Annotated in this window: 19 protein-coding genes and 1 riboswitch; of the genes, 3 read left to right on the top strand and 16 right to left on the bottom strand. The window is 46.1% G+C overall.

The features are described 5' to 3' along the window. Positions 1 to 9: 9 nt before the first annotated feature. From WKT17_RS00575 to fba, 10 genes are all read right to left on the bottom strand, one after another. Positions 10 to 1605: an ABC transporter substrate-binding protein gene (locus tag WKT17_RS00575; protein ID WP_291681254.1), complete on the bottom strand. Its 1596-nt coding sequence runs from the start codon at positions 1603 to 1605 to the stop codon at positions 10 to 12. After that, positions 1605 to 2444 (bottom strand): nickel transporter permease, encoded by an 840-nt coding sequence (gene nikC / locus WKT17_RS00580; protein WP_340271784.1) that lies wholly within the window; start codon positions 2442 to 2444, stop codon positions 1605 to 1607. The genes WKT17_RS00575 and nikC overlap by 1 nt, the downstream gene beginning before the upstream one ends. Continuing rightward, a complete protein-coding gene (gene nikB / locus WKT17_RS00585; RefSeq protein ID WP_298059934.1) occupies positions 2445 to 3383 on the bottom strand; it encodes a nickel ABC transporter permease in 939 nt (312 codons plus the stop codon). It lies immediately after the preceding gene. A gap of 134 nt (positions 3384 to 3517) precedes the next feature. After that, positions 3518 to 3696, bottom strand: a riboswitch (cobalamin riboswitch). An 85-nt stretch (positions 3697 to 3781) separates the two neighbouring features. Continuing rightward, positions 3782 to 4414: a pyridoxamine 5'-phosphate oxidase family protein gene (locus WKT17_RS00590; RefSeq protein WP_291681258.1), complete on the bottom strand. Its 633-nt coding sequence runs from the start codon at positions 4412 to 4414 to the stop codon at positions 3782 to 3784. Positions 4415 to 4445: 31 nt separating this feature from the next. Further along, positions 4446 to 4847, bottom strand: a complete 402-nt coding sequence (locus WKT17_RS00595; RefSeq protein WP_173748841.1) for a pyridoxamine 5'-phosphate oxidase family protein — start codon at positions 4845 to 4847, stop codon at positions 4446 to 4448. A 201-nt stretch (positions 4848 to 5048) separates the two neighbouring features. Continuing rightward, positions 5049 to 5492, bottom strand: a complete 444-nt coding sequence (locus WKT17_RS00600; protein ID WP_291681261.1) for an Rrf2 family transcriptional regulator — start codon at positions 5490 to 5492, stop codon at positions 5049 to 5051. Positions 5493 to 5617: 125 nt separating this feature from the next. Continuing rightward, complete coding sequence (locus WKT17_RS00605) at positions 5618 to 7807, bottom strand: NlpC/P60 family protein (RefSeq protein ID WP_291681263.1); 2190 nt, start codon at positions 7805 to 7807, stop codon at positions 5618 to 5620. A 186-nt stretch (positions 7808 to 7993) separates the two neighbouring features. Further along, positions 7994 to 9364, bottom strand: a complete 1371-nt coding sequence (locus WKT17_RS00610) for an alanine/glycine:cation symporter family protein (protein WP_340271785.1) — start codon at positions 9362 to 9364, stop codon at positions 7994 to 7996. Between the two features lie 65 nt (positions 9365 to 9429). Next, positions 9430 to 10773 (bottom strand): MATE family efflux transporter, encoded by a 1344-nt coding sequence (locus tag WKT17_RS00615; RefSeq protein WP_291681265.1) that lies wholly within the window; start codon positions 10771 to 10773, stop codon positions 9430 to 9432. Positions 10774 to 10883: 110 nt separating this feature from the next. Next, a complete protein-coding gene (fba, locus tag WKT17_RS00620; protein WP_173748846.1) occupies positions 10884 to 11753 on the bottom strand; it encodes a class II fructose-1,6-bisphosphate aldolase in 870 nt (289 codons plus the stop codon). A 161-nt stretch (positions 11754 to 11914) separates the two neighbouring features. Here fba and WKT17_RS00625 point away from each other — a divergent pair, with 161 nt between their 5' ends. From WKT17_RS00625 to WKT17_RS00635, 3 genes are read left to right on the top strand one after another with little or no spacing between them, the layout of a single operon-like run. Next, a complete protein-coding gene (locus WKT17_RS00625) occupies positions 11915 to 13138 on the top strand; it encodes a 6-phosphofructokinase (protein ID WP_291681268.1) in 1224 nt (407 codons plus the stop codon). Between the two features lie 33 nt (positions 13139 to 13171). After that, on the top strand, positions 13172 to 13933 hold the full coding sequence (locus WKT17_RS00630; protein ID WP_291681270.1) for an AIM24 family protein: 762 nt from the start codon (positions 13172 to 13174) through the stop codon (positions 13931 to 13933). A gap of 32 nt (positions 13934 to 13965) precedes the next feature. After that, positions 13966 to 15396, top strand: a complete 1431-nt coding sequence (locus WKT17_RS00635; RefSeq protein WP_291681272.1) for a phospholipase D-like domain-containing protein — start codon at positions 13966 to 13968, stop codon at positions 15394 to 15396. A 23-nt stretch (positions 15397 to 15419) separates the two neighbouring features. On the opposite strand, the gene WKT17_RS00640 is transcribed toward WKT17_RS00635, so the two are convergent. The 6 genes from WKT17_RS00640 to kdpF form a co-directional block, all read right to left on the bottom strand. After that, on the bottom strand, positions 15420 to 17204 hold the full coding sequence (locus tag WKT17_RS00640) for an ABC-F family ATP-binding cassette domain-containing protein (RefSeq protein ID WP_173748850.1): 1785 nt from the start codon (positions 17202 to 17204) through the stop codon (positions 15420 to 15422). A 104-nt stretch (positions 17205 to 17308) separates the two neighbouring features. Continuing rightward, positions 17309 to 19324, bottom strand: coding sequence for a DUF4118 domain-containing protein (locus tag WKT17_RS00645; protein ID WP_291681274.1), 2016 nt, complete (start codon positions 19322 to 19324; stop codon positions 17309 to 17311). Further along, a complete protein-coding gene (kdpC, locus tag WKT17_RS00650) occupies positions 19314 to 19967 on the bottom strand; it encodes a potassium-transporting ATPase subunit KdpC (protein ID WP_173748852.1) in 654 nt (217 codons plus the stop codon). Before kdpC ends, WKT17_RS00645 begins: the two co-directional genes overlap by 11 nt. An 11-nt stretch (positions 19968 to 19978) precedes the next feature. Then, on the bottom strand, positions 19979 to 22033 hold the full coding sequence (gene kdpB / locus WKT17_RS00655; RefSeq protein ID WP_291681276.1) for a potassium-transporting ATPase subunit KdpB: 2055 nt from the start codon (positions 22031 to 22033) through the stop codon (positions 19979 to 19981). Between the two features lie 39 nt (positions 22034 to 22072). Next, positions 22073 to 23764 (bottom strand): potassium-transporting ATPase subunit KdpA, encoded by a 1692-nt coding sequence (gene kdpA / locus WKT17_RS00660; RefSeq protein ID WP_173748854.1) that lies wholly within the window; start codon positions 23762 to 23764, stop codon positions 22073 to 22075. 36 nt (positions 23765 to 23800) lie between these two features. Continuing rightward, positions 23801 to 23878 carry a K(+)-transporting ATPase subunit F gene (gene kdpF / locus WKT17_RS16275; RefSeq protein WP_173748870.1) on the bottom strand — a complete coding sequence of 26 codons (78 nt, stop codon included), beginning with the start codon at positions 23876 to 23878 and terminating at the stop codon, positions 23801 to 23803. Between the last annotated feature and the right edge of the window lie 264 nt (positions 23879 to 24142).

Here is a 24142-nt window from a genome sequence, read left to right on the forward strand (position 1 = left end):
TCTGCCTCTCTATTCTGCAAATGCAATGTCCTTTGTCAGCCAGTAATAGTCCATGGGATACAGGGTGGCTCCCTGCACCTCTTTGGAGGAAAACAGGTATGTAGTTTCATAGCCAAAAAAGACGGTTGCCGCATCATCCATAATCAGCTGCTGTATCTGAATAATCAAAGCTTTTCGTTTCTCTGGGTCAAATTCCTGCGCCAGCTGGTCTAAAAGCTTATCTGCCTCTTCGTTCTTATAGCCCGTCTGGTTCGACGCGGAAGTGCTGTACCAGTTTTCTCGGAGATACTTTTCCGGGTCTCCTGTATTTGCCACCAGAACATTCCAGATAAGCAAATCAAACTCCCCTGCATCCCGCATATCCAGCAGGGTTTCATAGCTTACGGTATTGAGTTTTACGTTGATGCCAATGTCCTTTAAGCTGGACTGGGCTGCCTGTGCATACACATTCAACTCTTCCCGGCTGGTATAAATAACGAAATTCAATTCCAGTTTTTCTCCGGATGGCTGCTCTACAAAGCCGTCCCCATCCTTGTCTATATATCCTGCCTCTTTTAGCAGAGCCTTTGCGCCTTCCGGGTCATAGGCATTTTCGTCCTGAAGCTGGTCAAAGCCAAAGTCCAACGTTGGAGGAACCGGCGCTTTTCCCGGTGTTGCGCCCCCTTCCAGCAGTGTGCTGCAGTAGGTTTCCCGGTCCAATCCCCGAATGATAGCCTGTCTTAACGCTTTGTCCTTTAAAACGCCGTTCTGATTCATAAAGGCGTAGGTGGAGCGCAGGGATTCCAGCTCCTGCACCTGAATACTGTCATCGTTTTCAAAATCTGCCAGGTTTTCCGTTTTCAAATTGTAGGCAATCTGGATTTCCCCTGTCTGCAAAGCCATGGAACGGGTGGTCTGGTCGTCGATACATTTTAATACCACCTTTTCAAGGGGTACCTCCCCACCCCAGTAATATTCATTTTTCACTACCACGCAGGAATCCGTGGGGCTAAAGGATTCCACCGCATAAGGTCCTGTGCAGATAGGACCGGACATGGCAAAGGACTCCGTATCCGCATTGGCATCCACAATGAGAAACAGCGGATCCGCAAGGCTGCCCGGAAGGACTGCCACCGGTTCTTTGGTGGTGATTTTCAGATTCTGTCCCTCTGTTTCTATGGAGGCAGGCGCGAAAAAGGTTTCCGCACGGTCGCTTAGAGAAAAGGTTCTCTCCAGAGAGGCTTTTACCAGCTCCGGTGTCATTTCTTCTCCATTTGAAAACTTCACGCCCTCACGGATTTTAAAAGTCCAGGTCAGCTTGTCCTGGCTATTTTCCCAGCTTTCTGCCAGACAGGGTACAATCTCTCCCTTTTCATCAAATTTTACCAGTGTTTCACCGATTCCATACCGGGATACCACCCAGCTGAAATACTGCTCTGTCGGTTCCAGTGTATCTGCAAAGCTGGTTACACCAATGGTCAGTTCCTGCTTTTCCTGTGCAGAAGAGGAGGAGGCACTGCCTTCTGATTTTTCTCCGTTTCCACTCCCGCATCCGGTCAGCAGAGACGCCGCCATACTTCCTGCCAACAGAGTGCTGCATATTCTTCTTACCCATTTCTTTTTCATTACGCTCTCCTTTTCTTTTCCTGTCTGGGGTCTAAAATATCACGGATACTGTCTCCCAGCATATTAAACACAACAACCACAATGACGATGGCAATTCCCGGATACAACATCAGCCAGGGAGCCTTGGTCAGATAAGTTCTGCCCTCGTTGAGCATAAGCCCCCACTCGGGAACCGGAGCCTGGGCGCCGAATCCCAGAAAGGACAGGGACGCCAGTTCCAACATCATGGTTCCGATATCTGTTGCCGCAGTCACCACCATGGTGGTAATCATATTGGGCAAAATGTAGTTCAGAATGATTTTATGATTTCGGGTTCCTGTTACTACGGCTGCCTCAATGTAAAGATTTTTCTTTATTTTCAGCACCATACTTCGAGCCAGTCTGGCATACTTTGTCCAGCTCACTGCCGAAATGGCAAGGACGGCATTGACCATACTGGGTCCTAAAAGACCTGCAATGGCAATAGCCAGCACCAGTCCGGGAAAGGAAATCATCATATCTGCAATCCTCATAATCACGGCATCCACAAACCCGCCGAAATATCCGGCCAGAATTCCCAGCGCAGTTCCCACCACAAAAATCACGACAACCAGACAAAGGGTCATGACCAGAGAAGAACGGGTGCCGTAGATAACTCTGGAAAGCACATCTCTTCCCAGCTTATCCGTACCGCAGAGATATTCTCCTCCCGGCGCCTGCAAAGAATGGCTCATCACCGCCTCGTAGGGATCTTTGGGAGCAATCCACGGTGCAAATACGGCAATGGCGGCAATCCCCAGAGCCAGTGTGAGAAAAAGTGTAAACTGCCTGTTTGTCTTCAAAAATTTCCAAATTTTCACTTACCGCTCCTCCTTCAGTCTTGGGTCCAGCCGTTCATAGGAAAGGTCTACCAAAAGATTAATGCCCATGTAGAGCAGGGCAATCCACAAAACATAGCCCTGCACCAAAGGATAATCCCTGCAGGAAATGGCTTTTACCGCCATGCTTCCAAGCCCCGGCCAGTTATAAATAATTTCCACCACTGCCGTTCCGCCCAGCAGACTGCCCAGGGAAAGCCCCAAAAGCGTTACCAGAGGAAGCGTAGCATTGGGAAGCACATGTTTCCACAAAATCTTTTTCTCTGAAAGTCCCCTCATATGGGCCCCTGTAACGTAATCCTGCTGCAGCTCTTCCAGCACGGCAATCCGCACCTGTCTGGTGTATTTGGCAGACATGGCAATAGCCAGGGTAACAGCCGGCAACACCAGGGATTTAAAATCGGTACTTCCCCCGGACACGGTCACCCACCGAAGCTGCACCCCGAAAATACTGAGCAGAATCAGACCAATCCAGAAATTGGGAACCGAAACGCCGAAAAAAGTCAGGCCCCGCACCAGATAGTCCGGCCAGCGGTTGTGATAAACTGCTGACAATATTCCCAGTGGTATGGAAAACAATATCATAATAAGCAGAGATGCCAGTGCCAGCTTGAGGGTAGGAAAAAAGCAGGATACCAGTTTTTCCACCACCGGAACCTTCATGGAATAGGATTTTCCCATATCACCGGTCAGCACCCCTTTTAACCAGTTTCCGTACTGCACCAGAAAAGGCTTGTCCAGCCCCAGTTCTGCCCTGGTCTGCTCCAAAAGCTCCGGTGTGGGAATATTTCCACATTCGGTAAGCATAATTTCCGCCGGGTCACCAGGGGACAAATAGGTCAGGCCAAAGGTAAAAAAGCTGATTCCAAAAAGCACAATTACGATTTGCAAAAGCCGCCTGCCCAGGTTTTCTTTCTTCAAAATCTTCCACCTCCTGTTTTTATAACGGCAAAAAGACAATCTGATATATGCATATACAGACTGTCTCTACTCATAAAATTCGATATTGTTATTTATACCTAACCGTATTTTAAGAGTTCTCATCAGCCGTGAGAAACTTCCCAAAGATATAAGCAGTTCTCCTGACTTCAACTCACCGCTTCTACAGCACCTTCCCAAAGCTTTCCTTCAGTGGCATACGCTGCAAAAACTCCTTGTTACAGTGGCGGGACCGTACCGGACTTACACCGGTTTCTCTATGAATGCTTACGCAACTTATATCCTGTTATGATTTCTGCCCCTAATTATACTGGAAGATTTTGAAAATTCAACACTTTATGTATCACAATTTGTTATGGATACACTTTTTAAGTCTTCTTTCACTCTGTGTCATCTCGTCCTCTCCTTTCTACAGCTTTAACCGGACATCTGCGGTAACAGTTTCCGCAGTGCAGACAATTTTGCTGCCTGATAACCCCGGCAGCGACGTCAATACACTGCTGGGGACAAGTCTGACTGCACACACCGCAGTGAATACATTTCCGGGTAATCACATACCCCTCCTGCTTCCGGCTGGCTTCTCCGAAAGAAAAGTCAAAGCGCTCTATGGGCTTTTTTGACAAATCAAACCATTCCCCCCGGCCCTTGTAAATCTGGAAAACGATCAAAGCTTCTCTCGACTGTCTTGTGGGATAAATTTCATACATATAAGCATTTTTCTGAAACAAGTCTTCCACTCTGCCGCTGCCCAATTCTTTTGCCTCTCCCTGTACGGAAACCGCTATACTGGAAAGGGTATCTTTTCCCCGGAGGGCGGTAAACGCAATATGTCTGTTGGCTTTCAGGCGACTGTAGAACTGCTTTCCTCTGGCCGTCAGAAAATACAGACTGCTTTCATCTCCATCCATCATATCAATGGCGCAGGTGACGGGATAGCCTTTTTCATCCACTGTGGAAAACACCACAGTATGCAGTTCCTTCACAATATACTTCAAATATTCCTGTGCAGTCATAAAAATCCCCCGTTTCTCTTATAAAATATCCTTAAAATGTATAGGTTCTCGGCGGGTTACCGGAGAAATCTGCAAGAACCGCTTTTGCTTCTGCCAAATAAAACACTTCAAAAATCGGATTGTCTGCGGTTTCGTACTGTCCCTTTACAATAGGATTCTCCATGCAGGCTTCTTTTACCTCCCGATTATCCTCAAAAACAGCTTTTCCGTTCAATCGAATCCAGGTATAATCCGGGCTGGATACGGTCACTTCCACATAGGGATTCTCTTTCATATCCTTAAAAACATCCTTGGTGTGATTGGTGCAAAACCATAATTTCCCCTCTTTTTCAAAGCAGAACATAAAAGGACGGCATTTTGCCTTTCCGTCACGTCCAATGGTTGCAAGATACTGTACCGGGTTTTCCTGTAAAAATTTTACGACTTCATTCATGATGTTATGCTCCTTTTTCATTTGTTTGTTGTAATAATCTTATTTACAACTACAGTATAACCCCCTCTTAATTGTAATGTCAATAGTTACAACCATATTTTTTTTCATTTTGCCATAAAAAATTCCCTTCCAAGCAAATCGTTTTCCTTTTTCAACATTTGCTTAAAAGGGAGCATGTCCTCTGACAGGCACTGTCTTTCTCTATTCTGTTTCTTTTGCCATACAGGTTCTGGCATCTTTTACCACATCTGCCAGCGTCATTTTTTCAAGTTCTCTCTCTAACGCATTCTGTACCTGGATAAGTCTGCCATCCAGCACCTGATGAATGTTTCTTCCCACCGGACACAGGGGATTGGGACTTTCATGAAAATGAAAAAGACCCTCTTTTTCCACACATTCTACCGCACGATAAATATCCAGAAAGCTGATTTCTTCCAGCTTTCCCACAATCGACGCGCCTCCGCTTCCCCTCTGTACCTCCACAATTCCGGCGGCTTTCAGCTGGGACAGAATTTTTCGGATAATCACCGGATTCACATGCACACTGGCCGCCAGAAATTCACTGGTGAGTTTGTATTTCCCCTGAAACGTATCTATACAAAGCAATATGTGTACGGCAATGGTAAAACGGCTTGAAATCTGCATACAGATTCCCCCTTTTCTCTTTTTCTGATTCGTTGTACTAAATTATAAAACGGCCTTGCTGTCATGTCAATGAACGAAACAGAAGGAACCGCTTTGACACAGTTCCTTCTGCTTTTTCTGTATGCTTATTTCATCAAATATACATCTGCATAATTTACGCCCAGGGCATTGGCTCTGTCATGGTCACTGACATAGACGTCAATGCGGTTGCCCTTAATTGCACCGCCGCAGTCCTCTGCAGTAAATACATGGCCATTAATAATGACTTTGGTTCCGTATGGAATCACACTTGGGTCTACAGCAATTGTCTGTCCCTCTACAACCGGTGTGCCTGTTGCGGTAATACCGGTTTCCACGTCACAGCAAATCTCGCAGGAGCAGTAGTAAGTCAGTTTAAAGTTTCCTAACAACTCGCCGTACATATCTTCTGTAGCATTGACTTCTGCAATATCACTGCTGCCGTATACGGTTCTGGTATCGTCCAGAATTCTGGTGGCCCATACTGCGCAGTTGGAATTTACATCATCGGACACAATACCATAGTTCGTTCCCTTTGCTTCAATGGTCTTGCCATTTCCTGCATACATGACCACATGGAAAATATATCCGTCCTTAGCATAGAAAATCAAATCTCCCGGCTGCGCATCTTCTACGGCAATTTTGGTACCGTACTGAGCCTGGTCTTCTGCCACTCTGGGCAGGTCATAGCCGTACTGCTTGTAAATACTCTGTACAAAACCGGAGCAGTCTGCACCGTCTGTCAGACTGGTACCGCCCCATACATAAGGATTTCCGATAAACTGAGAAGCAAATTCCACGATGGAGTTTCGCACTTCTCCCCCCGGAATACCGGACTTAATGGATGTCAGTGTATAATAGCGGGCCTGGTTTTCATCCTGCTCAATCTGAGACTCCGCTGTCGTGTAAGTCTCTTCACCTTTCTGCTCTACTTCTGTCTTAACCGTATCTGCCATGTTGAGGTATTCACAGCTTACAAATCCCCGGACATCTCCGGACTCTATGTAAATCCAATCCTGGTCCTTGTCCGCAATGACATACACCAGACTTCCTCTGGTAAGCGTTGCCACAATACGGCTGTCTGTGCCTTTTCCCTCTCTTACATTAAGGAGACTTGCTGTGGTCAGCGCATAATCTTTCTGTACAACCGTCTGATTTACCGTAGCTCTCAGATGCAGAAAAGCTTTGTTTTCCAGATAAGGCACCAGTTCCTTTGCGACCGGAGCTGTTCCCTCAATTCCCGTATAAGTTTTCTTTTCTTTCTCTGCTTTTTCTTTGGCTTTCTTCTGGTATTTTTCCAGAATCTTCTGCGCGTCCTCGCCTGTCGTCACGGTGTCTGCCTTTACAAATCCTCTGACTTTGCCGGATTCCACATATAACCAGCCGTCTTCTTCCTCTTTGAGAATATAGCACACGCCTTCCTTGTCCAAAGTTCCCACACTGCGGGATTCCTGATTCATTTCCTCTTTGATTTCCAGACTATCTTTTGCAAAAGCGTATTTTCTGGCCACGGTCCAGAAGCGGAAGTCCTCTACCAGCTGGGGAACTTCATATATCTGCTGATCCGCCACCAGTTCCTCATTGGTAGACGGTGCAGAAGTGTCATCTGCTGCAATCTGCGGAGAACCGTTTTCCAACAAAATCACATAACCGTTTGCATCCAACACATAATGATAACCTTCCGGCAGCTGATAGCCCGTTCTCTGCTCATATGTTTCCGGGGTCTCTTGCTGCGGAACTTCCGGCTGGTCTGCTTCCACCTTAGGAGAACCGTCTTCCAATAATATCACAAAGCCGTTTGCATCCAACACATAGTGATGACCTTCCGGCAGCTGATAGCCTGTTCTCTGCTCATATGCTTCCGGGGTCTCTTGCTGCGGAACTTCCGGCTGGTCTGCCTCCACCTTAGGAGAACCGTCTTCCAGTAATATCACAAAGCCATTTGCGTCCAATACATAATGATGACCTCCCGGCAGCTGGTAGCCCGTTCTCTGCTCATATGCTTCCGGGGTCTCTTGCTGCGGAACCTCCGGGGTTTCCGGAGTCTCTGGTGTCTCTGGGGTTTCCGGCTGCTCCGGGGTTTCTGTATCTGTACCGCTATTCTCACCTTCCGGTGTTTCCGGCGTCTGTTCCGTCTGATTCTCTTGTGGAGCTTCCGGTTGTTCCGGGGTCTCTGCTTCTAAATGGCTGTTGCCCTCTGTCTGTACCTGCACCTCTGCTGCATATACATTGGCAGGAACCGCCAGCGTAAATGCCATGGATAGGGCAAGCACTCTCTTTAGTTCTTTCAATTTCAATCTTTTTTCCTCCAAGTATCTCAGGATAACTATCTTTGTCTGCCTTTTTCAGTTTAACGCAACTAATTCATAAAAACAACCCTTCTTTAGAAAAAAAAGGAATTTTTTTGTTTTTTCATTGTATAAAACGACGAAGAAAAACCTTTCCTTACACTTTATTTTATCGTTTCTTTATAGTATTTCCTTCTATCCGGTTTCTTTGTTCGCATTTTCATACCGCACTTCCCGCCCCAGAAAAAACAGAGCCAGCAGGTTTGGAACAGCCATCATACCATTTAAGGCATCCGATAGTTCCCATATCATCTGGGGCGCCAGTATGCACCCCGGCAGGGTCACCAGAATGTAAACCAGCCGGTACAGGGCCACCCCTTTTTCCTTCCCCAGGTACTCTGCCGTCTGTTCCCCAAAGCAGGACCAGCCCAGAATGGTAGCAAGAGCAAAAAGTGCCGTAGCTGCTGCCAGAAACTGCCGCCCCCAGGGAAGTACTGTGGCAAAAGCCATTCCTGTCAGCGTAGTTCCGTCTGTGATAGGCCCGCCGGTCTGTATCCGGGACAGAAATCCCTGGGGTTCATACACACCGCTGACCAAAAGTACCAACGCTGTCACCGTACAAACTACCATGGTGTCAATAAAAATCTCTGCCATCCCCCACATCCCCTGCACCTGGGGCGACGATACCTGCGTATTGGCATGGGCCAGAACAGAAGAGCCAAGCCCCGCCTCATTGGAGAAAATTCCCCTGGCAATTCCCATGCGGACAGCCTGCCCCATGCCATATCCGGCAATCCCGCCTGCCGCCGCCTGCACCCGGAACGCCTCTGTAACTATAAGCCGAAACGCCTCTGGAATCCGCTCCCGGTAAACAAAAAGCACCACCAGCGCTCCGCCCAGATAGGCCGCTGCCATAAGCGGAACCAGCTTTTCCGTAAAAGCCGCAATTCTCTTCACTCCGCCGGTAAGGGCCACGGCAACCAACACCATACAGATACATCCGGATACAAAGGGAGGAATGTGAAAAGCCTCCCAAAGCCCCTGAGCCATAGAATTTCCCTGTACCATGTTCCCCATGCCAAAAGACGCCCCCAGACAGCAGACAGCAAAAACCACAGCCAGCGGCCGGCACTGTAATCCACGTTCCATATAAACCATGGCGCCGCCCTTCCAGCGTCCCTTTTCGTCTCTGTAGCGGTATTTTATTCCAAGAAAATTTTCCGCATAACTGGTCATCATACCAAAAAAAGCCGAAACCCAAAGCCAGAAAATCGCTCCCGGCCCGCCAAACATCAGCGCTGTTGCCACTCCCGTAATGTTTCCCGTTCCCAAAGTGGCCGCCAGTGCCGTACAGAAAGACTGAAACTGCGAAATAGAGTGTTCCTCTCTTCTTTCTGATTCCTCCTGTTTCTTCAGAGAACCCAGTGTGCTTTTCAGCCAAAAAGGCAGTTTCCGAAGCTGAAAAAAACGGGACTGCAGGGTAAAACGGATACCTGCTGCCAGAAAAAACACCAGCATTCCAGGTCCCCATACAAACCGCTGCAGTCCGTGAACAAATTCCTGCATATCAAAAGACTGTCCTTGTTCCGTTTTTAAAGCCTATGCAAAAACCAGCAAAAACATGCCCTTTTTCACAAGGACTGTCTGATTCTCCTCTTTCTGAAATACAAGAACACAGCCATACAGATAACCGATGACAAAAGCGAGCCCGCCGGCGCCGCCAATCCCATAGGGTACAGGGTATCCGGAAAATATACTGCCGCCAGATAAGCCCCCGGAACCCGCACAGCAGCCATGGAAATCAAATTGTGCAGAAAAGAAACCGTAGATTTTCCGTAAGCACAGAAATAACCGCTGAAGCAGAAATGCACCCCCGCAATGGCACAGTCCAGTGCATAAGCCTTCAAATACTGGCTTCCCATAAAAATAATATCTTTTTCTTTAGAGAACAAGCCTAATATCATCTCCGGCGCCAGATTGCAGGCCAAGGCTGCCACAATCCCAAAGGACACGGAAATCAAAAGCCCATATCCCAGGGTTTTCTCTGCCCTCTCATGTTTTCCTGCACCTACATTCTGTGCTGCAATAGCCGAAATGGACGACAGCATGGCAGAGGGAACCAGAAAAAGAAAACTGATAACCTTTTCCACAATCCCCACGCCTGCCGCTGCCACAACGCCTCTCTGATTTGCTATGACCGTAATTAAGATAAAAGAAATCTGGATAAATCCGTCCTGGCAGGCCACAGGCACACCAATTTTCAGAATTTTCCTCAGGGTTTCTCTTTCCGGTCTCAAATCTCTTCCTGTCAGATACAAGGCAAATTCTTTTTTCTTCCGAATGACCGCAAATGCCATTATCACACTGGCCGTCTGGGAAAGTACTGTCCCCAGAGCCGCCCCTGTCGCCGCCATCTGAAATCCTCCGATAAAAAGGAAATCCAGCAGAATATTCAGCACGCAGGCCGCTGCCACAAAGTACATGGGACTTTTGGAATCCCCCATGCCTCTGAAAATACAGCTTAAAATATTGTAGGCAGTAATAAAGGGAATCCCGCAGAAGCAAATGGTCAGATAGCTTTTCGTCTGTGCCAACGCTTCTTTCGGCACAGCCACCCACTCCATAATCTGATCTGTGCCAAGCAGTAAAAGCCCTGTAAACACCACAGATACCGCCAGAAACAAAACCACCGTATTTCCCACAATTTTCCCGGCCTTTTCCTGATTCTTCTCTCCCACAGCCTGTCCCAGAAGCACTGTGGTTCCCATAGCCAGCCCCACTACCACCACGGCAAGCATATGCATCACCTGGCTGCCTATGGAAACAGCGGAAATAGCCGCCGCTTTGTTATACTGCCCTGTCACATACAAATCTGCCATACCGTAAAAGGTCTGCAAAAAACAACTGAGCAGATACGGCATGGAAAAAGCCATAAGTGCTTTCAAAACACTTCCTTTTGTAAAATTCTTTTGCATATTTTTCTCCTGATAAAAACGGTACAGCCCCCTATCCGGGCCATACCGTTTTCTCTTTTCTGCCCAAATGGCAGAACCTCTGCATATTCTATTCTGGAGTTTTTATCTTCTTATTCAAATGCTTTTCCAACAGAACCGAAGAGTTCCATTTTCTCTTTGATTGTATCACAGATAGCGTCAAAACCAGGTTTTAATAATTTACGAGGGTCATATCCTTTTCCTTCGTTGTCTTTGCCTGCTTCGATGTATTTTCTGGTAGCTTCTGCGAAAGATAACTGGCATTCTGTGTTTACATTGATTTTAGATACGCCTAAATCAATCGCTTTTTTAATCATGTCAGCCGGGATACCTGTACCGCCGTGCAGAACTAATGGCATTTCACCTGTTAATTTCTGAATGTCATCCAGAACGTCAAAGCGAAGTCCGCCCCAGTTTTCCGGATATTTTCCGTGGATATTTCCGATTCCTGCTGCCAGCATGTCTACGCCCAGGTCTGCAATCATTTTACATTCCTTCGGGTCTGCGCATTCGCCCATACCTACAACACCGTCTTCTTCTCCGCCGATAGAACCAACTTCTGCTTCCAGAGAAAGTCCGAGGCCTTTGCATACGCCAGCCAGTTCTTTTGTCTTTTCTACATTTTCTTCGATTGGGTAGTGAGAACCGTCGAACATAATAGAAGAAAATCCTGCTTTGATGCATTTGTAGCATCCGTCATATGTACCGTGGTCTAAGTGCAGAGCAACCGGAACTGTGATGTTCAGTTCTTCCATCATGGCTTTTACCATGTCGGCTACGGTCTTAAAACCACACATATATTTTCCTGCACCTTCGGAAACACCTAAGATGATTGGGGATTTACATTCTTCTGCTGTTAAAAGAGCTGCTTTTGTCCACTCCATGTTGTTGATGTTAAACTGTCCTACTGCGTAGTGTCCTGCTTTTGCTTTTTTCAACATTTCTGCTGCTGATACTAACATAATTCATGACCTCCATTTATTTAATGTGCTGAAACCATTATAACACATTTTCCTTTTCAGGCAAGCATTTCTTAATGCAATTTCATAGATTCCATGCTATAATGAAAAAGCACCAAAGTATAAAATTTGTAAATAAGAAAACACAGGAAAGGATTTTATATATGAACAGAAAAAATTTAATTGTAGGACAGTCCGGCGGACCTACCGCAGTCATTAACAGCAGCCTTTACGGCGTGGTATCAGAAGCCATGCGGCAGGAATCCATCGGGCGTGTTTACGGAATGTTAAACGGCATCGAAGGTTTTCTGACAGGTCGTTTTCTGGATTTCAAAGAGGCCCTTGGCGCCGATGAACTGGAAAAACTGAAAACCACACCCGGAGCTTATCTCGGCTCCTGCCGCTACAAGCTTCCCGAAGATTTAAATGACCCGGTATACCCTCTCCTCTTCCGGAAATTTGAAGAGCTTGAGATTGGGTATTTTTTCTATATCGGCGGCAATGACTCCATGGATACGGTGAACAAACTGTCCCGGTATGCAGCAAAGACAGGCAGCAACATCCGCGTCATCGGGGAACCGAAAACCATAGACAATGACCTGGTGCTGACAGACCACACACCGGGCTTCGGAAGCGCGGCACGTTATGTAGCATCTACCGTACGGGAAATCACCGTAGATGCCAACGTCTACGAGACAAAATCTGTCACTATTATTGAAATTATGGGACGCCACGCCGGCTGGCTTACCGCAGCAGGGGCACTGGCCAGAAAACATGCAAACGACAATCCCCTTCTTATCTATCTTCCGGAAACTGCTTTTGACCAGGAAGCTTTTCTTGCAAAAATAGAAGCAGCTTTTGAGAAGAACCCCAACGTAGTTGTCTGTGTATCAGAAGGTATTCATGACAAAGACGGCACTTTTATCTGTGAATACGACAACAGCGTAGGCACAGACTCTTTCGGTCACAAAATGCTGGCCGGCTGCGGCAAATACCTGGAAAACCTGGTAAGAAACCGCTTAAATGTGAAAGCCCGCTCCGTCGAATTAAACGTAAGCCAGCGCTGCTCCGCTTCCATGATGTCCGCTACAGACCAGAAAGAAGCTGTTCTGGCCGGTGCCTTTGGCGTAAAAGCTGCCTTAAAAGGTGAAACAGGAAAAATGGTTTCCTATGTGCGTACCTCCAATCTTCCTTATCGTATGACGCTGGGGCTGGAAGATGTAAACGAAATCTGCAACAAAGAAAAAACTGTGCCTTTGGAATGGATTTCCCAAGATGGTTCTGATGTCACAGAAGATTTCTTCGCCTATGCCCTTCCGTTGATTCAGGGCGCAGTAGAAATCCCACTGGGTTCTGACGGTCTTCCGGATTTTATATCCAGAAAATAGACACTATATTTTTTATTCGAAAGGGGTGTTTTTATGTTTCAAATTTCTAATTTTACAAACAACGATGATATTCGCGTTCTGGACAGCGCCGGACCTTTTACGGTTATCGAATATCTGAGGGATTTGAGCGTTATGCCAAACAACGCAGCGGCTGCTTATTTTTGCAATGCCATGAATGTACGCAAAAGACAGGTTGTCTGCGATTTAAGCAAAGCCCGGGTTACCGTCCAGTCAGGCGCTATGCAGTGGATGGTTGGAAATGTCAAAGCGGTCACGGGAATTAAGGGCGTCGGTGACTTCTTTGGCAAAGCTGTCCGGGGAAAAGTCACCGGAGAATCTGCTATCAAACCGGAATACACCGGAGACGGCGTCATGGTATTAGAGCCTACCTACAAGCATCTGCTGCTTTTAAATCTGGAGGACTGGAACGGTTCTGTGGTGCTGGATGACGGCCTGTTCCTGGCCTGCGACTCTTCCATTCGCCAGAAGGCGGTTATGCGTTCCAGCTTTTCCTCCGCAGTAGCCGGAAATGAAGGCCTGTTTAACCTGGGACTTTCCGGAAACGGAGTGGTTTGCCTGGAATCAGTCTGCCCGAAAGAAGAACTGGTAGAAATTACCCTGCAGGACGATGTACTGAAGGTGGACGGCAATATGGCCATTGCATGGAGTGGAAGTCTGGACTTTACGGTAGAACGTTCCGGAAAATCCCTTATTGGCTCTGCGGCCTCCGGCGAAGGACTGGTAAATGTATACCGGGGTACCGGAAAAGTTCTGCTTGCGCCTGTAAGCGACTAATTTGACACCAAAGAGAAAGGGAGGCTTTCCTCATGCATAAGATTTCCGGTTTTTCCGTGAAACGAATTCTGAAAAGACATGGACTGCTGTTGTTTCTGCTTCTGTATATAGGGGCTCTGACGGTACCTTATATTCCTCACAAAAAAGTGTCGGCATCTTTCAAAAAACAGTTTGCGGAGAGAGAATTTTACAGTTCTTCGGTGGGGACGGAACGGGCCGCCTATATCCCTGACAACACAGACGCCCTCTTATACCGCCTGCACATGATAAACAGCGCCCAAAAAGAAATCATTCTTTCCACCTTTGATTTTAATGCCGACAAGGCAGGAAAAGATGTAATGGCAGCTCTGTACCATGCGGCTGAACGCGGCGTAAAGGTACGGGTCATTGTGGACGGTTTCAGCGGACTTCTGGACATGAAACTGCAAAGCCCTGAATGGTTCCAGGCTTTGGCAGCCCATGAAAATATTCAGGTAAAAGTATACAATCCCATTAACCTTTTAAAACCCTGGGATATGCAGGCACGGCTTCATGACAAATATGTAATTGTTGATGAGCAGATGTATCTTCTGGGCGGAAGAAACACCATGAATCTCTTTTTGGGGGACTATTCTTCTTCCAAAAATATTGACCGGGAACTGTTTGTATATGAGACGGAAAGCAATCCGGACGCTTCTCTCTTTCAAGTAAAAACTTATTTTGAAAACATCTGGGGACTCTCAGACAGCAAAGATTTTGTGTGCAAAAAAGAAACGAAAAAGGTCTCTGATGCTGCGGCACAGTTGAAGGAACGTTTCAGCCGCCTGCAGGAACTGTATCCCCAGGCTTATGAACCCTGGAATTATGAAGAAAAAACTTTTGAGACTAACAAGATTTCTCTTTTATGCAATCCTCTGGAATCGGAAAACAAAGAGCCCTGGATGTGGTATGCTCTGCACCAACTTATGTCCGAAGCGGAAGAGGTAACCATTTACACCCCGTATATTATCTGCGGCAAAGAAATGTATCAGGATCTGGCTTCTCTGCAGGAGAAAAATATTCCGGTGGAAATCATTACCAATGACGTAGCCAGCGGTGCCAATCCCTGGGGCTGTACGGATTATCTCAATCAGCAGAAAAATATCCGAAAAACCGGCGTAAAGGTCTATGAATTTATGGGAAAACATTCCTGCCATACCAAGGCTGTCCTGCTGGATGACCGTATGAGCATTCTGGGCTCTTATAATCTGGATATGCGCAGCACTTACCAGGATACGGAACTTATGCTTGCCGTGGATGCTCCGGCACTGAACTCCATGATACGCAAAGAAGTGGAAACAGACAAAACTTACAGTAAAATCATGCAGGAAAACGGAGAATATCAGTATGGAGAAAACTATAAAGCGAAAGAAATGACCACCGGAAAGAAAGTTTTTTATGGTGTTTTGCGCGTAGTGATTCTTCCGCTTCGCAGATTCCTGTAGAACGCACAGAGCGGCGCAGTTTCTTACTGCGCCGCTATTTTTTCCGCCAAATCAGTTAAATACACCCAGCGGTCCATTTTTTCTTCCAACTGCTCTTCAGCCGCTTCCTTTTCCTGTGTCAGTTCATTGAGTTTCCCGGAATTGGTGGCGTTTTTCATAATTTCCTCATCCAAATGAGCAATTTTTTCTTCCAGCGCTGTAATGTCCTCATCAATGGTCTCAAATTCCCTCTGCTCTTTATAGGTGAATTTCAGCTTTGTACTTCGGTTCTGTTTCCAGTCTTTGTTCGCTTTCTTTTCTGTGTTCTCCGCCCTTTTCTCTGGTGAACCACTCTGCGCCTGTCCACTTTGCCCTTTTGCACTCAGGTAATCCGTATAACCGCCCTCATACTGACAGATGTGTCCATTTCCGTCAAACTCCAGAATCCGGTCCACCACATTATCCAGAAAATAGCGGTCATGGGATACGGTAATCACAATGCCCTGAAAAGAGTTCAGATAATCTTCCAGAATCGTCATGGTAGGAATATCCAGATTATTCCCGGCCTCGTCCAGTAAAAGCACATTGATATTTTCGCATAAGATACCCAACAGGTACAGCCGCCGCTTCTCTCCCCCTGAAAGTTTACCAATGGGGGCGTACTGCATATCCGGTGTAAACAGAAAACGCTCCAGCATCTGGGAGGCGCTGATTCTGCCTTCTCTTGTAGTGATATACTCCCCGATATCTTTGACATAATCAATCACTCTCTGCTTTTCGTCCATATGCTGCTCTTCCTGAGCAAAATATCCCATGCGAATTGTTTCCCCAATTTCAATGGTTCCGCTGTCCGGTTTCACCAAACCTGCCAGCATCTTCATAAACGTGGATTTTCCACAGCCGTTTGGCCCGATAATTCCCACCTTCTGATTCTTCAGAAAGATATATTCAAAATCGTCTGCAATTTTCAGACTTCCAAAGCCTTTGCTCACCTGATGCAGCTCGATGGTCTTTTTTCCCATTCTGGTTTCCACGGAATCCAGTTCCACAGTCTGGTCCTTCACCGGGGCACTCTGATTTTTTAACGCTTCCAGACGTTCCAATCGGGATCTTTGCTTGGTACTTCTGGCCCGACAGCCTCTCTTGGCCCATTCCAGTTCCATGCGCAGCACACTCTGCCGTTTTCTCTCAGAGGCCAGTTCCATTTCTTCTCTCTCCGCTTTCATTTCCAGAAACTGGGAGTAATTCGCAGGATAGCTGTACATCTGCCCATGACTGATTTCCAGAATCCGGTTTGTCACCCGGTCTAAAAAATAACGGTCATGGGTAACCATAAGGACGGTTCCCCGAAATTCCCGCAGATATTCTTCCAGCCAGGCAATCATCTCCGCATCCAAATGATTGGTAGGCTCGTCCAGCAGCAACATATCAAAATCCAAAGCCAGTACTTTAGCCAGAGCTACCTTGCGCCGCTGTCCTCCGGAAAGATATTCTATCGGCGTATCATACTCCAGAATCCCCAGCTTATTCAAATTGCTCTCTATTTTCCACTGCTGCTCACTGTCCTGGATATAAGACAAAATCGTGGCATTTTCCGGAAATTGGGGATTTTGCGGCAGATAGGCAATCCGCAGATTATTCTGCTTAATAATCTGTCCCTCATCCGGTTCTTCCAATCCGGCTGCCATTTTCAAAAGCGTGGTTTTTCCCGTACCATTTATACCAATAATACCGATTTTGTCCCCTTCTTGAATACCAAAGGACGCATGGTCAAAAATCACTTTTTCTCCGTAAATTTTGCTGATATTTTCTATGTTTAAAATATTCATGAAAAGACTCCTCTGCATTTAATCCTTTAACTCTGCTTATAATAAAGGATTTTTCCGGGTACGTCAACAGACGAAAAAAGAGTATGGATATACGGCCTGCCCATCTAGGAAGACTTTATCTGCTTCTCAGGCAGTGCATCCTGCAGCTTGACTCCGGCCTCATTGAGCATGGCAATCAGCAATCCATACTCAAAATCCTGAACTGGTCTGCGTTCTTCCAAAAGAATCCCCATAACACCTTTGACCTCCTCTGCGTCCTGTACAGGAAGATACATGGCCTGTGCCTCGGGAAGCGTATGGGTACAGGCTCCTGCCCGGTGATGATTAGCCGCCACCCACTGCACCACCGCTTTTTCCTGAAAATTCACCAATTCTTCCAGTGTTCTTTGCTCCATGCCTTTTCTGGGAAAAAGAAGCGGCAAATCCAAAAGCCCGTCTTTTTTCACCGGGTAAATGAGAATGGACAGATTCAGCAGTTTCCCTGCCTGCTCTGCCACCTGCTTCCATACCTCTGCTTTCGATTTACATCTGCGCAGCTTCTGGCTGTTTTCCAACAGAATCTCAGTTCGATACTGCTTTTTCGCGCTTTCCCGATTCTGCTGCTTCAATTTTCTGGTCAAACTCGCTGTGAAAAATCCTACTACAAACAGCATAACAAACGTAGTCGGATACCCTTTATCATACGCCTTAAAGCTCAGATAAGGGTCTGTAAAAAAGAAATTAAATGTCAGAACACTGAAAAGCGAGGAATACAGAGCATAAATTTTTTTATCCGCAATATAAGAAGACAGCAAAACACCCAGAATATAGGTCATGATAATATTAGATTCAGAAAGTCCCAGTTTCTGAAATCCAAAAGCCACCGCTGTTGTCAGCAGCAGAACTCCTGTAATAGCCGCCAGGTCTGCTACCGTGTGTGAATGTTCTGACCGGTGTCTCCCCTTTCCTGCCGGTTCCTTCCCGGTATTCTTCTTCCTGCCGTCCGGAATAATATAAATATCGATGTTAGGCGCCCGATACATCAGCGTCTCCAGCACTTCCACCTTACCCTTTTCCCAGAATCTCCTGCGGTTGTTTTTTCCGATAACAACCTTGGACACATTTCCCACAATGGCATATTCTGCAATCTGCTGTGCAATATCCGAGCCATATACAGTGACAATCTTCGCCCCCAGAGCTCTGGCCAGCTCCAAATGACGGTTCAACACACGCTTCGTCTTCTCATCTGCCTGCTTCAGCTCCGGTGTTTCTACAGACAGCACTGTAAATTGGGCATGGAACGCATAGGCCAAACGAGACGCAGTACGAATCACCTTTGCACTGGAGGGTGCAGAAGAAACACAGGCCAGAATATGCTCTCCGGTATGATACTCCATGTTTCCCAAAGCATTTCGCTCTTCTTCCGCAATCCGATTCACGCGGTCTGCCACCCGGCGCAGCGTGATTTCTCTGAGTGCCACCAGTTTTTCCCGTTTAAAAAAATTAGAAAGAGCTCTCTCCGCCTGCAGCCGGCCATAGATTTTCCCTTCCTTCATTCGCTCAATCAATTCATCCGGCTCAATATCTATCACCTCAACCTGGTCCGCCATATCAAATATCCTGTCAGGAATCCTCTCCCGAACTTCGATTTGCGTAATAGTTCCTACCAGGTCATTCAGACTTTCCAGATGTTGAATATTCAGAGTTGTATACACGTTGATACCAGCACGTAATAATTCCTTTACGTCCTGGTATCGTTTTTCGTTGCGGCACCCCTTTGCATTTGTATGCGCCAATTCATCCACCAACATTAACTTTGGCTTCCGCTTTAAAGCTGCGTCTACATCAAACTCCCGCAGCTTGACGCCCTTGTAATCCACCATCATAGGGGGCAGCATTTCAATTCCTTCTGTCAGCGCCTGGGTATCCGGTCTGGCATGGGGCTCCACATAACCTGCCACAACCTCCACACCATGCCGCAGCGCTTCATGAGCTGCCTCCAGCATGGTATAGGTTTTGCCGGAACCGGCCGCATACCCCAGAAAGATTTTCAGCTTTCCCCTGGTTTTCTTCTGTTTTTGCTCTTCCTCATATTTCAGTTTCCTCAACAATTGTTGGGAATCCGGTCTTTCATTCTCCATCTAAAATCCCCATAGCATCTGCGATTGCCAGATTGCATTTCAAAACATTCACTCTGTCTTCTCCAAAAACACCCAGAAACTTATGCTCTGTATTGTCTTTTACAATTTCAGAAACCTCTTCCTCGGATAATCCGGAATTTTCGGCTACTGCAGAAATCTGGATTTCAGCAGCTTTCGGTGAAATATCCGGGTCAAGTCCGGAACCGGAAGCAGTCAGAAGGTCTGATGGAATATCTTCCTTCTTTACCTCCGGATGTTTTTCTAAAAATTCATCCAAATCTTTTTCCATGCGCTTTTTCAAATCCGGATTGGAATTTCCATAGTTTGAACTTCCGGAAGCTACCCCCGTATAGTCTCCGTTTTCTTTTTCTTCCTCTATATAAGTATTGTAATTTACAGTAGAAACACGGGGCTGAAAATAATAATCTTCTGTAAAATCCTGCCCAATCAGGGAAGAACCTACTGCGTCCTCTGGGTCTGAAACCGGATTTCCTTCTTTATCTACCAGACTTCCGTTTGCCTTGTCCTTCATGGTCAACTGGCTGACTCCAGTCAGGGCCAGCGGATAGACAAAAGAGCAAAGTACCATCAAAACAATACAAAATCCTAACATCTTACCTATTGATTTCAAAGACTTTTTCATGTGTCTTCCTCCTACATTCCAATTAATGCCAGCAGCGGAGCTACCAAAAGGTCAATAATCTTAATGCCCACAAAAGGCACCACAATTCCGCCCAAACCGTAAATACCCATATTTCTCAACAGCAGTCTTTCCGCTTTCATGGGTTTGTATTTTACACCCTTCATGGCGATGGGAATCAGCCCCGGAATAATCAGGGCATTGAAAATCAAAGCGGACAGTATCGCGCTTGCCGGTGTTGCCAGATGCATAATATTTAAAATCTGCATTTGAGGCAGAACCATGGTAAACATGGCCGGAATAATGGCAAAATATTTTGCAATATCGTTGGCAATACTAAAGGTGGTCAGAGAACCTCTGGTAATCAGAAGCTGCTTTCCAATCTCTACCACTTCCAGAATCTTTGTAGGGTCAGAATCCAAATCCACCATGTTTGCTGCTTCTTTGGCCGCCTGCGTTCCTGAATTCATGGCAAGTCCTACATCTGCCTGCGCCAGCGCCGGTGCGTCATTGGTTCCGTCTCCGGTCATCGCCACCAGCTTTCCTTCTGCCTGTTCCTTCTTAATAGCGTCAATTTTGTCTTCGGGTTTACACTCTGCAATAAATCCGTCCACTCCTGCTTCTTTAGCAATTGTAGCTGCAGTCAGAGGGTTATCTCCCGTACACATAATGGTTTTGATTCCAATTTCCCGGAGTCTTTCAAAACGCTCTACCAGACCTGGTTTTACCGTATCCTTCAGATAAATGACACCTAAAATCTTATTATTTACACAAACCACCAAAGGCGTTCCTCCAAGGTTGGAAACTTCGGTTACAATTCCTTCCAAATCTTCGGGAATCACTCCGCCCAGTTCTCTTGCAAAGGTTTTCATGGCTTCAAAAGCACCCTTTCTCACCATTGTACCGTCTTTTAAATTCACGCCGCTCATTTTGGACTGTGCGGTAAACTCCACAAATTCCATCTGACTGCAAATGCTTTCGTCTAAAGCGCAGCCCATCTGCCGTCCCAAATCCACTGTAGATTTTCCTTCCGGTGTGGTATCCATGAGGGAACTCATAACACTGTAGTCCACCAAATCTGTCTTTTCTACACCCTTTACCGGATAAAATTCTGCTGCCAGTCTGTTTCCATAAGTAATGGTTCCTGTTTTATCCAGAATCATGGTATCTACATCACCGCAGGCTTCTACGGCTTTTCCGGACATGGCGATAACATTAAATCTGGTTACTCTGTCCATACCCGCAATACCGATAGCAGAAAGCAGTCCGCCAATGGTGGTTGGAATCAGACATACCATCAATGCAATGGTCCAGGAAATAGGAATCTCAACTCCCAGATAGCTTGCAAAGGGATGTAAGGTTACCACTACAATCAAAAAGATTAAAGTCAATACAATCAGCAGCGTGTTCAGTGCAATTTCATTAGGGGTCTTCTGTCTTTCTGCACCTTCTACCAGGGAAATCATCTTATCAAGGAAAGATTTTCCGGGCTCAGCCACAATTTTAATTTTCAGCCAGTCAGATACTACGGTTGTACCGCCTGTCACAGAGGAGAAATCTCCTCCTGACTCACGGGTTACCGGAGCAGATTCTCCTGTAATGGCAGATTCGTCTACAGAAGCAACGCCTTCTATAACTTCTCCGTCATTCGGGATCACTTCCCCTGCGTTTACCAGAACGATATCGTCTTTTTTCAGTTCTGACGCATTTATCATTTTTTCCTGACCATTTGCCAAAAGCAGTCTGGCCTTGGTATCCTGTTTGGTCTTTTTAAGAGAAGCCGCCTGTGCCTTTCCTCTTCCCTCTGCCACAGATTCCGCAAAATTTGCGAACAGTACGGTTATAAACAATATCAGCGTTACAATTCCGTTATAAAGCTGATACTTTGCATCACCGCCGAACAGGGTTGGAAAAAAGGTCAGCACCAGGGTAATTACAAAGCCGATTTCCACCACAAACATAACCGGATTCTTTATCATATAACGTGGGTCCAGTTTCTGAAAAGAACCGATAATTGATGATTTTAAAATATCTTTGGTAATGAATTTTGTCCTTTCATTTTTAGCCATTTCTTACTCTCCTTTGGTTCCTGTCACTCTTCTCTTCCTCTACATCCACAGAGACAAATGCTCTGCAATGGGGCCCAGCGCCAATGCCGGGAAGAAGGTCAGGGCAGCAAAAATATATACGATAAATACCAGAATCAGCATAAAGGTCACATTGTCTGTACGCAGTGTACCAATGGTTTCGTTCATCTTTCTCTTGGCAAGCAGGGAACCTGCAATGGCAAGCTGTGCCACCATGGCAATGTATCGTCCGAAAAACATAGCGAATCCTGTAGTCATATTCCAGAATACACTGTTGTCTGCCAGTCCCTCAAATCCGGAACCATTGTTTGCCGCAGATGAGGCATATTCGTACAATACCTGACTAAGCCCATGATAGCCGGGATTGGTAATGCCGTCCAGACCTGCCTGTACAGATATGGCAAGTGCAGAAAATCCCAGAATCAGCAGGGGGTGAATCAGAATACAGATAGCCACCAGCTTCATTTCTTTTCCTTCAATTTTCTTATTCAGATATTCCGGTGTACGCCCTACCATCAAACCGCAGATAAAAACGGCAAGAATCACGTACATAATCATATTCATCAGACCTACGCCTTTTCCGCCAAACACACAGTTTAACATCATATGCAGCATGGGAACCATACCGCCCAGAGGGGTCAGGGTATCATGCATATTGTTGACCGTACCGGTGGTAAAGGATGTGGTTACCGTGGTAAAGAGTGCAGACTGGGCTACACCGAAGCGAACCTCCTTGCCTTCCATGTTGCCGGCTGTCTGGTCGATTCCCATATTTCCGATAACCGGATTTCCTGCCATTTCCGCATGATAACAGATAACCAGACCAACCGTAAACAAAATCGCCATGGCTCCGAAAATCACTGCTCCCTGTTTTCCATAAGCAGCCTTTTCTTTCTTCTTATCATGAATCATATGTCCAAAAGTGACAATGCAGGCTCCCGGAAGAAGCATCATGGAAATCAGCTCTGTAATGTCAGAAAGAATGGTAGGATTCTCAAAAGGCGTTGTTGAGTTCGCCCCGAAGAAACCGCCGCCGTTGGTACCTAAATGTTTAATGGATTCCAGCGCTGCCACCGGGCCAACTGCGATATCCTGCAATTTTCCTTCTATTGTATGTACCGTAAGGTTCCCGCCCAGAGTCTGCGGTGTTCCCTGACTGACTAAAAACAGTCCTACAAGGAAAGACAGCGGAATCAAAACTCTGGTGATAATCCGCACCACATCTCTGTAGAAGTTGCCAATCTGTCTTCCTGCCAGTCCTCTGCAAAAAGCCATACACGCTGCATAGCCGGTGGCTGCAGAGGTAAACATCATATAAATAATGACACACATCTGACTGGCATTGGACAAACCACTTTCTCCTGCGTAATGCTGCAGGTTTGTGTTTGTCATGAAACTGATAATGGTATTGAAGGAAAGAGACGGTTCCATGGAATCAATCCCATTGGGATTCAAAAACGGCAGGTTCTGAATCCGCAAAAACAAATATCCTACAAATATCATGACTGCATTAGCCAGTAAAAGGGTTACTGCATATTTTTTCCAGCCCATGTCTGTGCCTTTAATACCGCAGATTTTATAGATAAAAGAGTCTATCGGGTCAAATACTTTATCTGCAAAAGTTTTTTGTCCGGTTGTAATGTGATACATGTATTTTCCCATAGGAATGACAAGAATCACAAAAATCGAAAGTGTTAAAATAATCTGTAACATTTCTTCTCCTCCTGGTCTTTTCCTCTCGATTCTGTATTACAGTTTTTCGGGATAAATCAATGCATATACCAGATATCCCGCTAAGGCTGCAATTATTATTCCCAAAACGATCATTTTCTTACTTCCTCCTATTTGTCCTTTGGTTTTACCTGTGATTCGCAGAAATCTGCAAATAATTTGACGAGTCCGAAGCTCACGGCCAGGACTCCAATCATGATTACATCCATCATAATTTTTTTCCTCCTTGCTGTAACATTGTATTCCTTTCCAAATTAAGGAGGTATTAATCTGAATTTATTTCGTATTAAGATAGTATTAAGAAATCTTTCGAAACTGCATATATCACAAAGAAAAGCGCAGCCTGCATTTCACCAAACG

The organism is Blautia sp. HCN-20427 (assembly GCF_037890365.1).
Classification (GTDB): Bacteria; Bacillota; Clostridia; order Lachnospirales; family Lachnospiraceae; genus Blautia.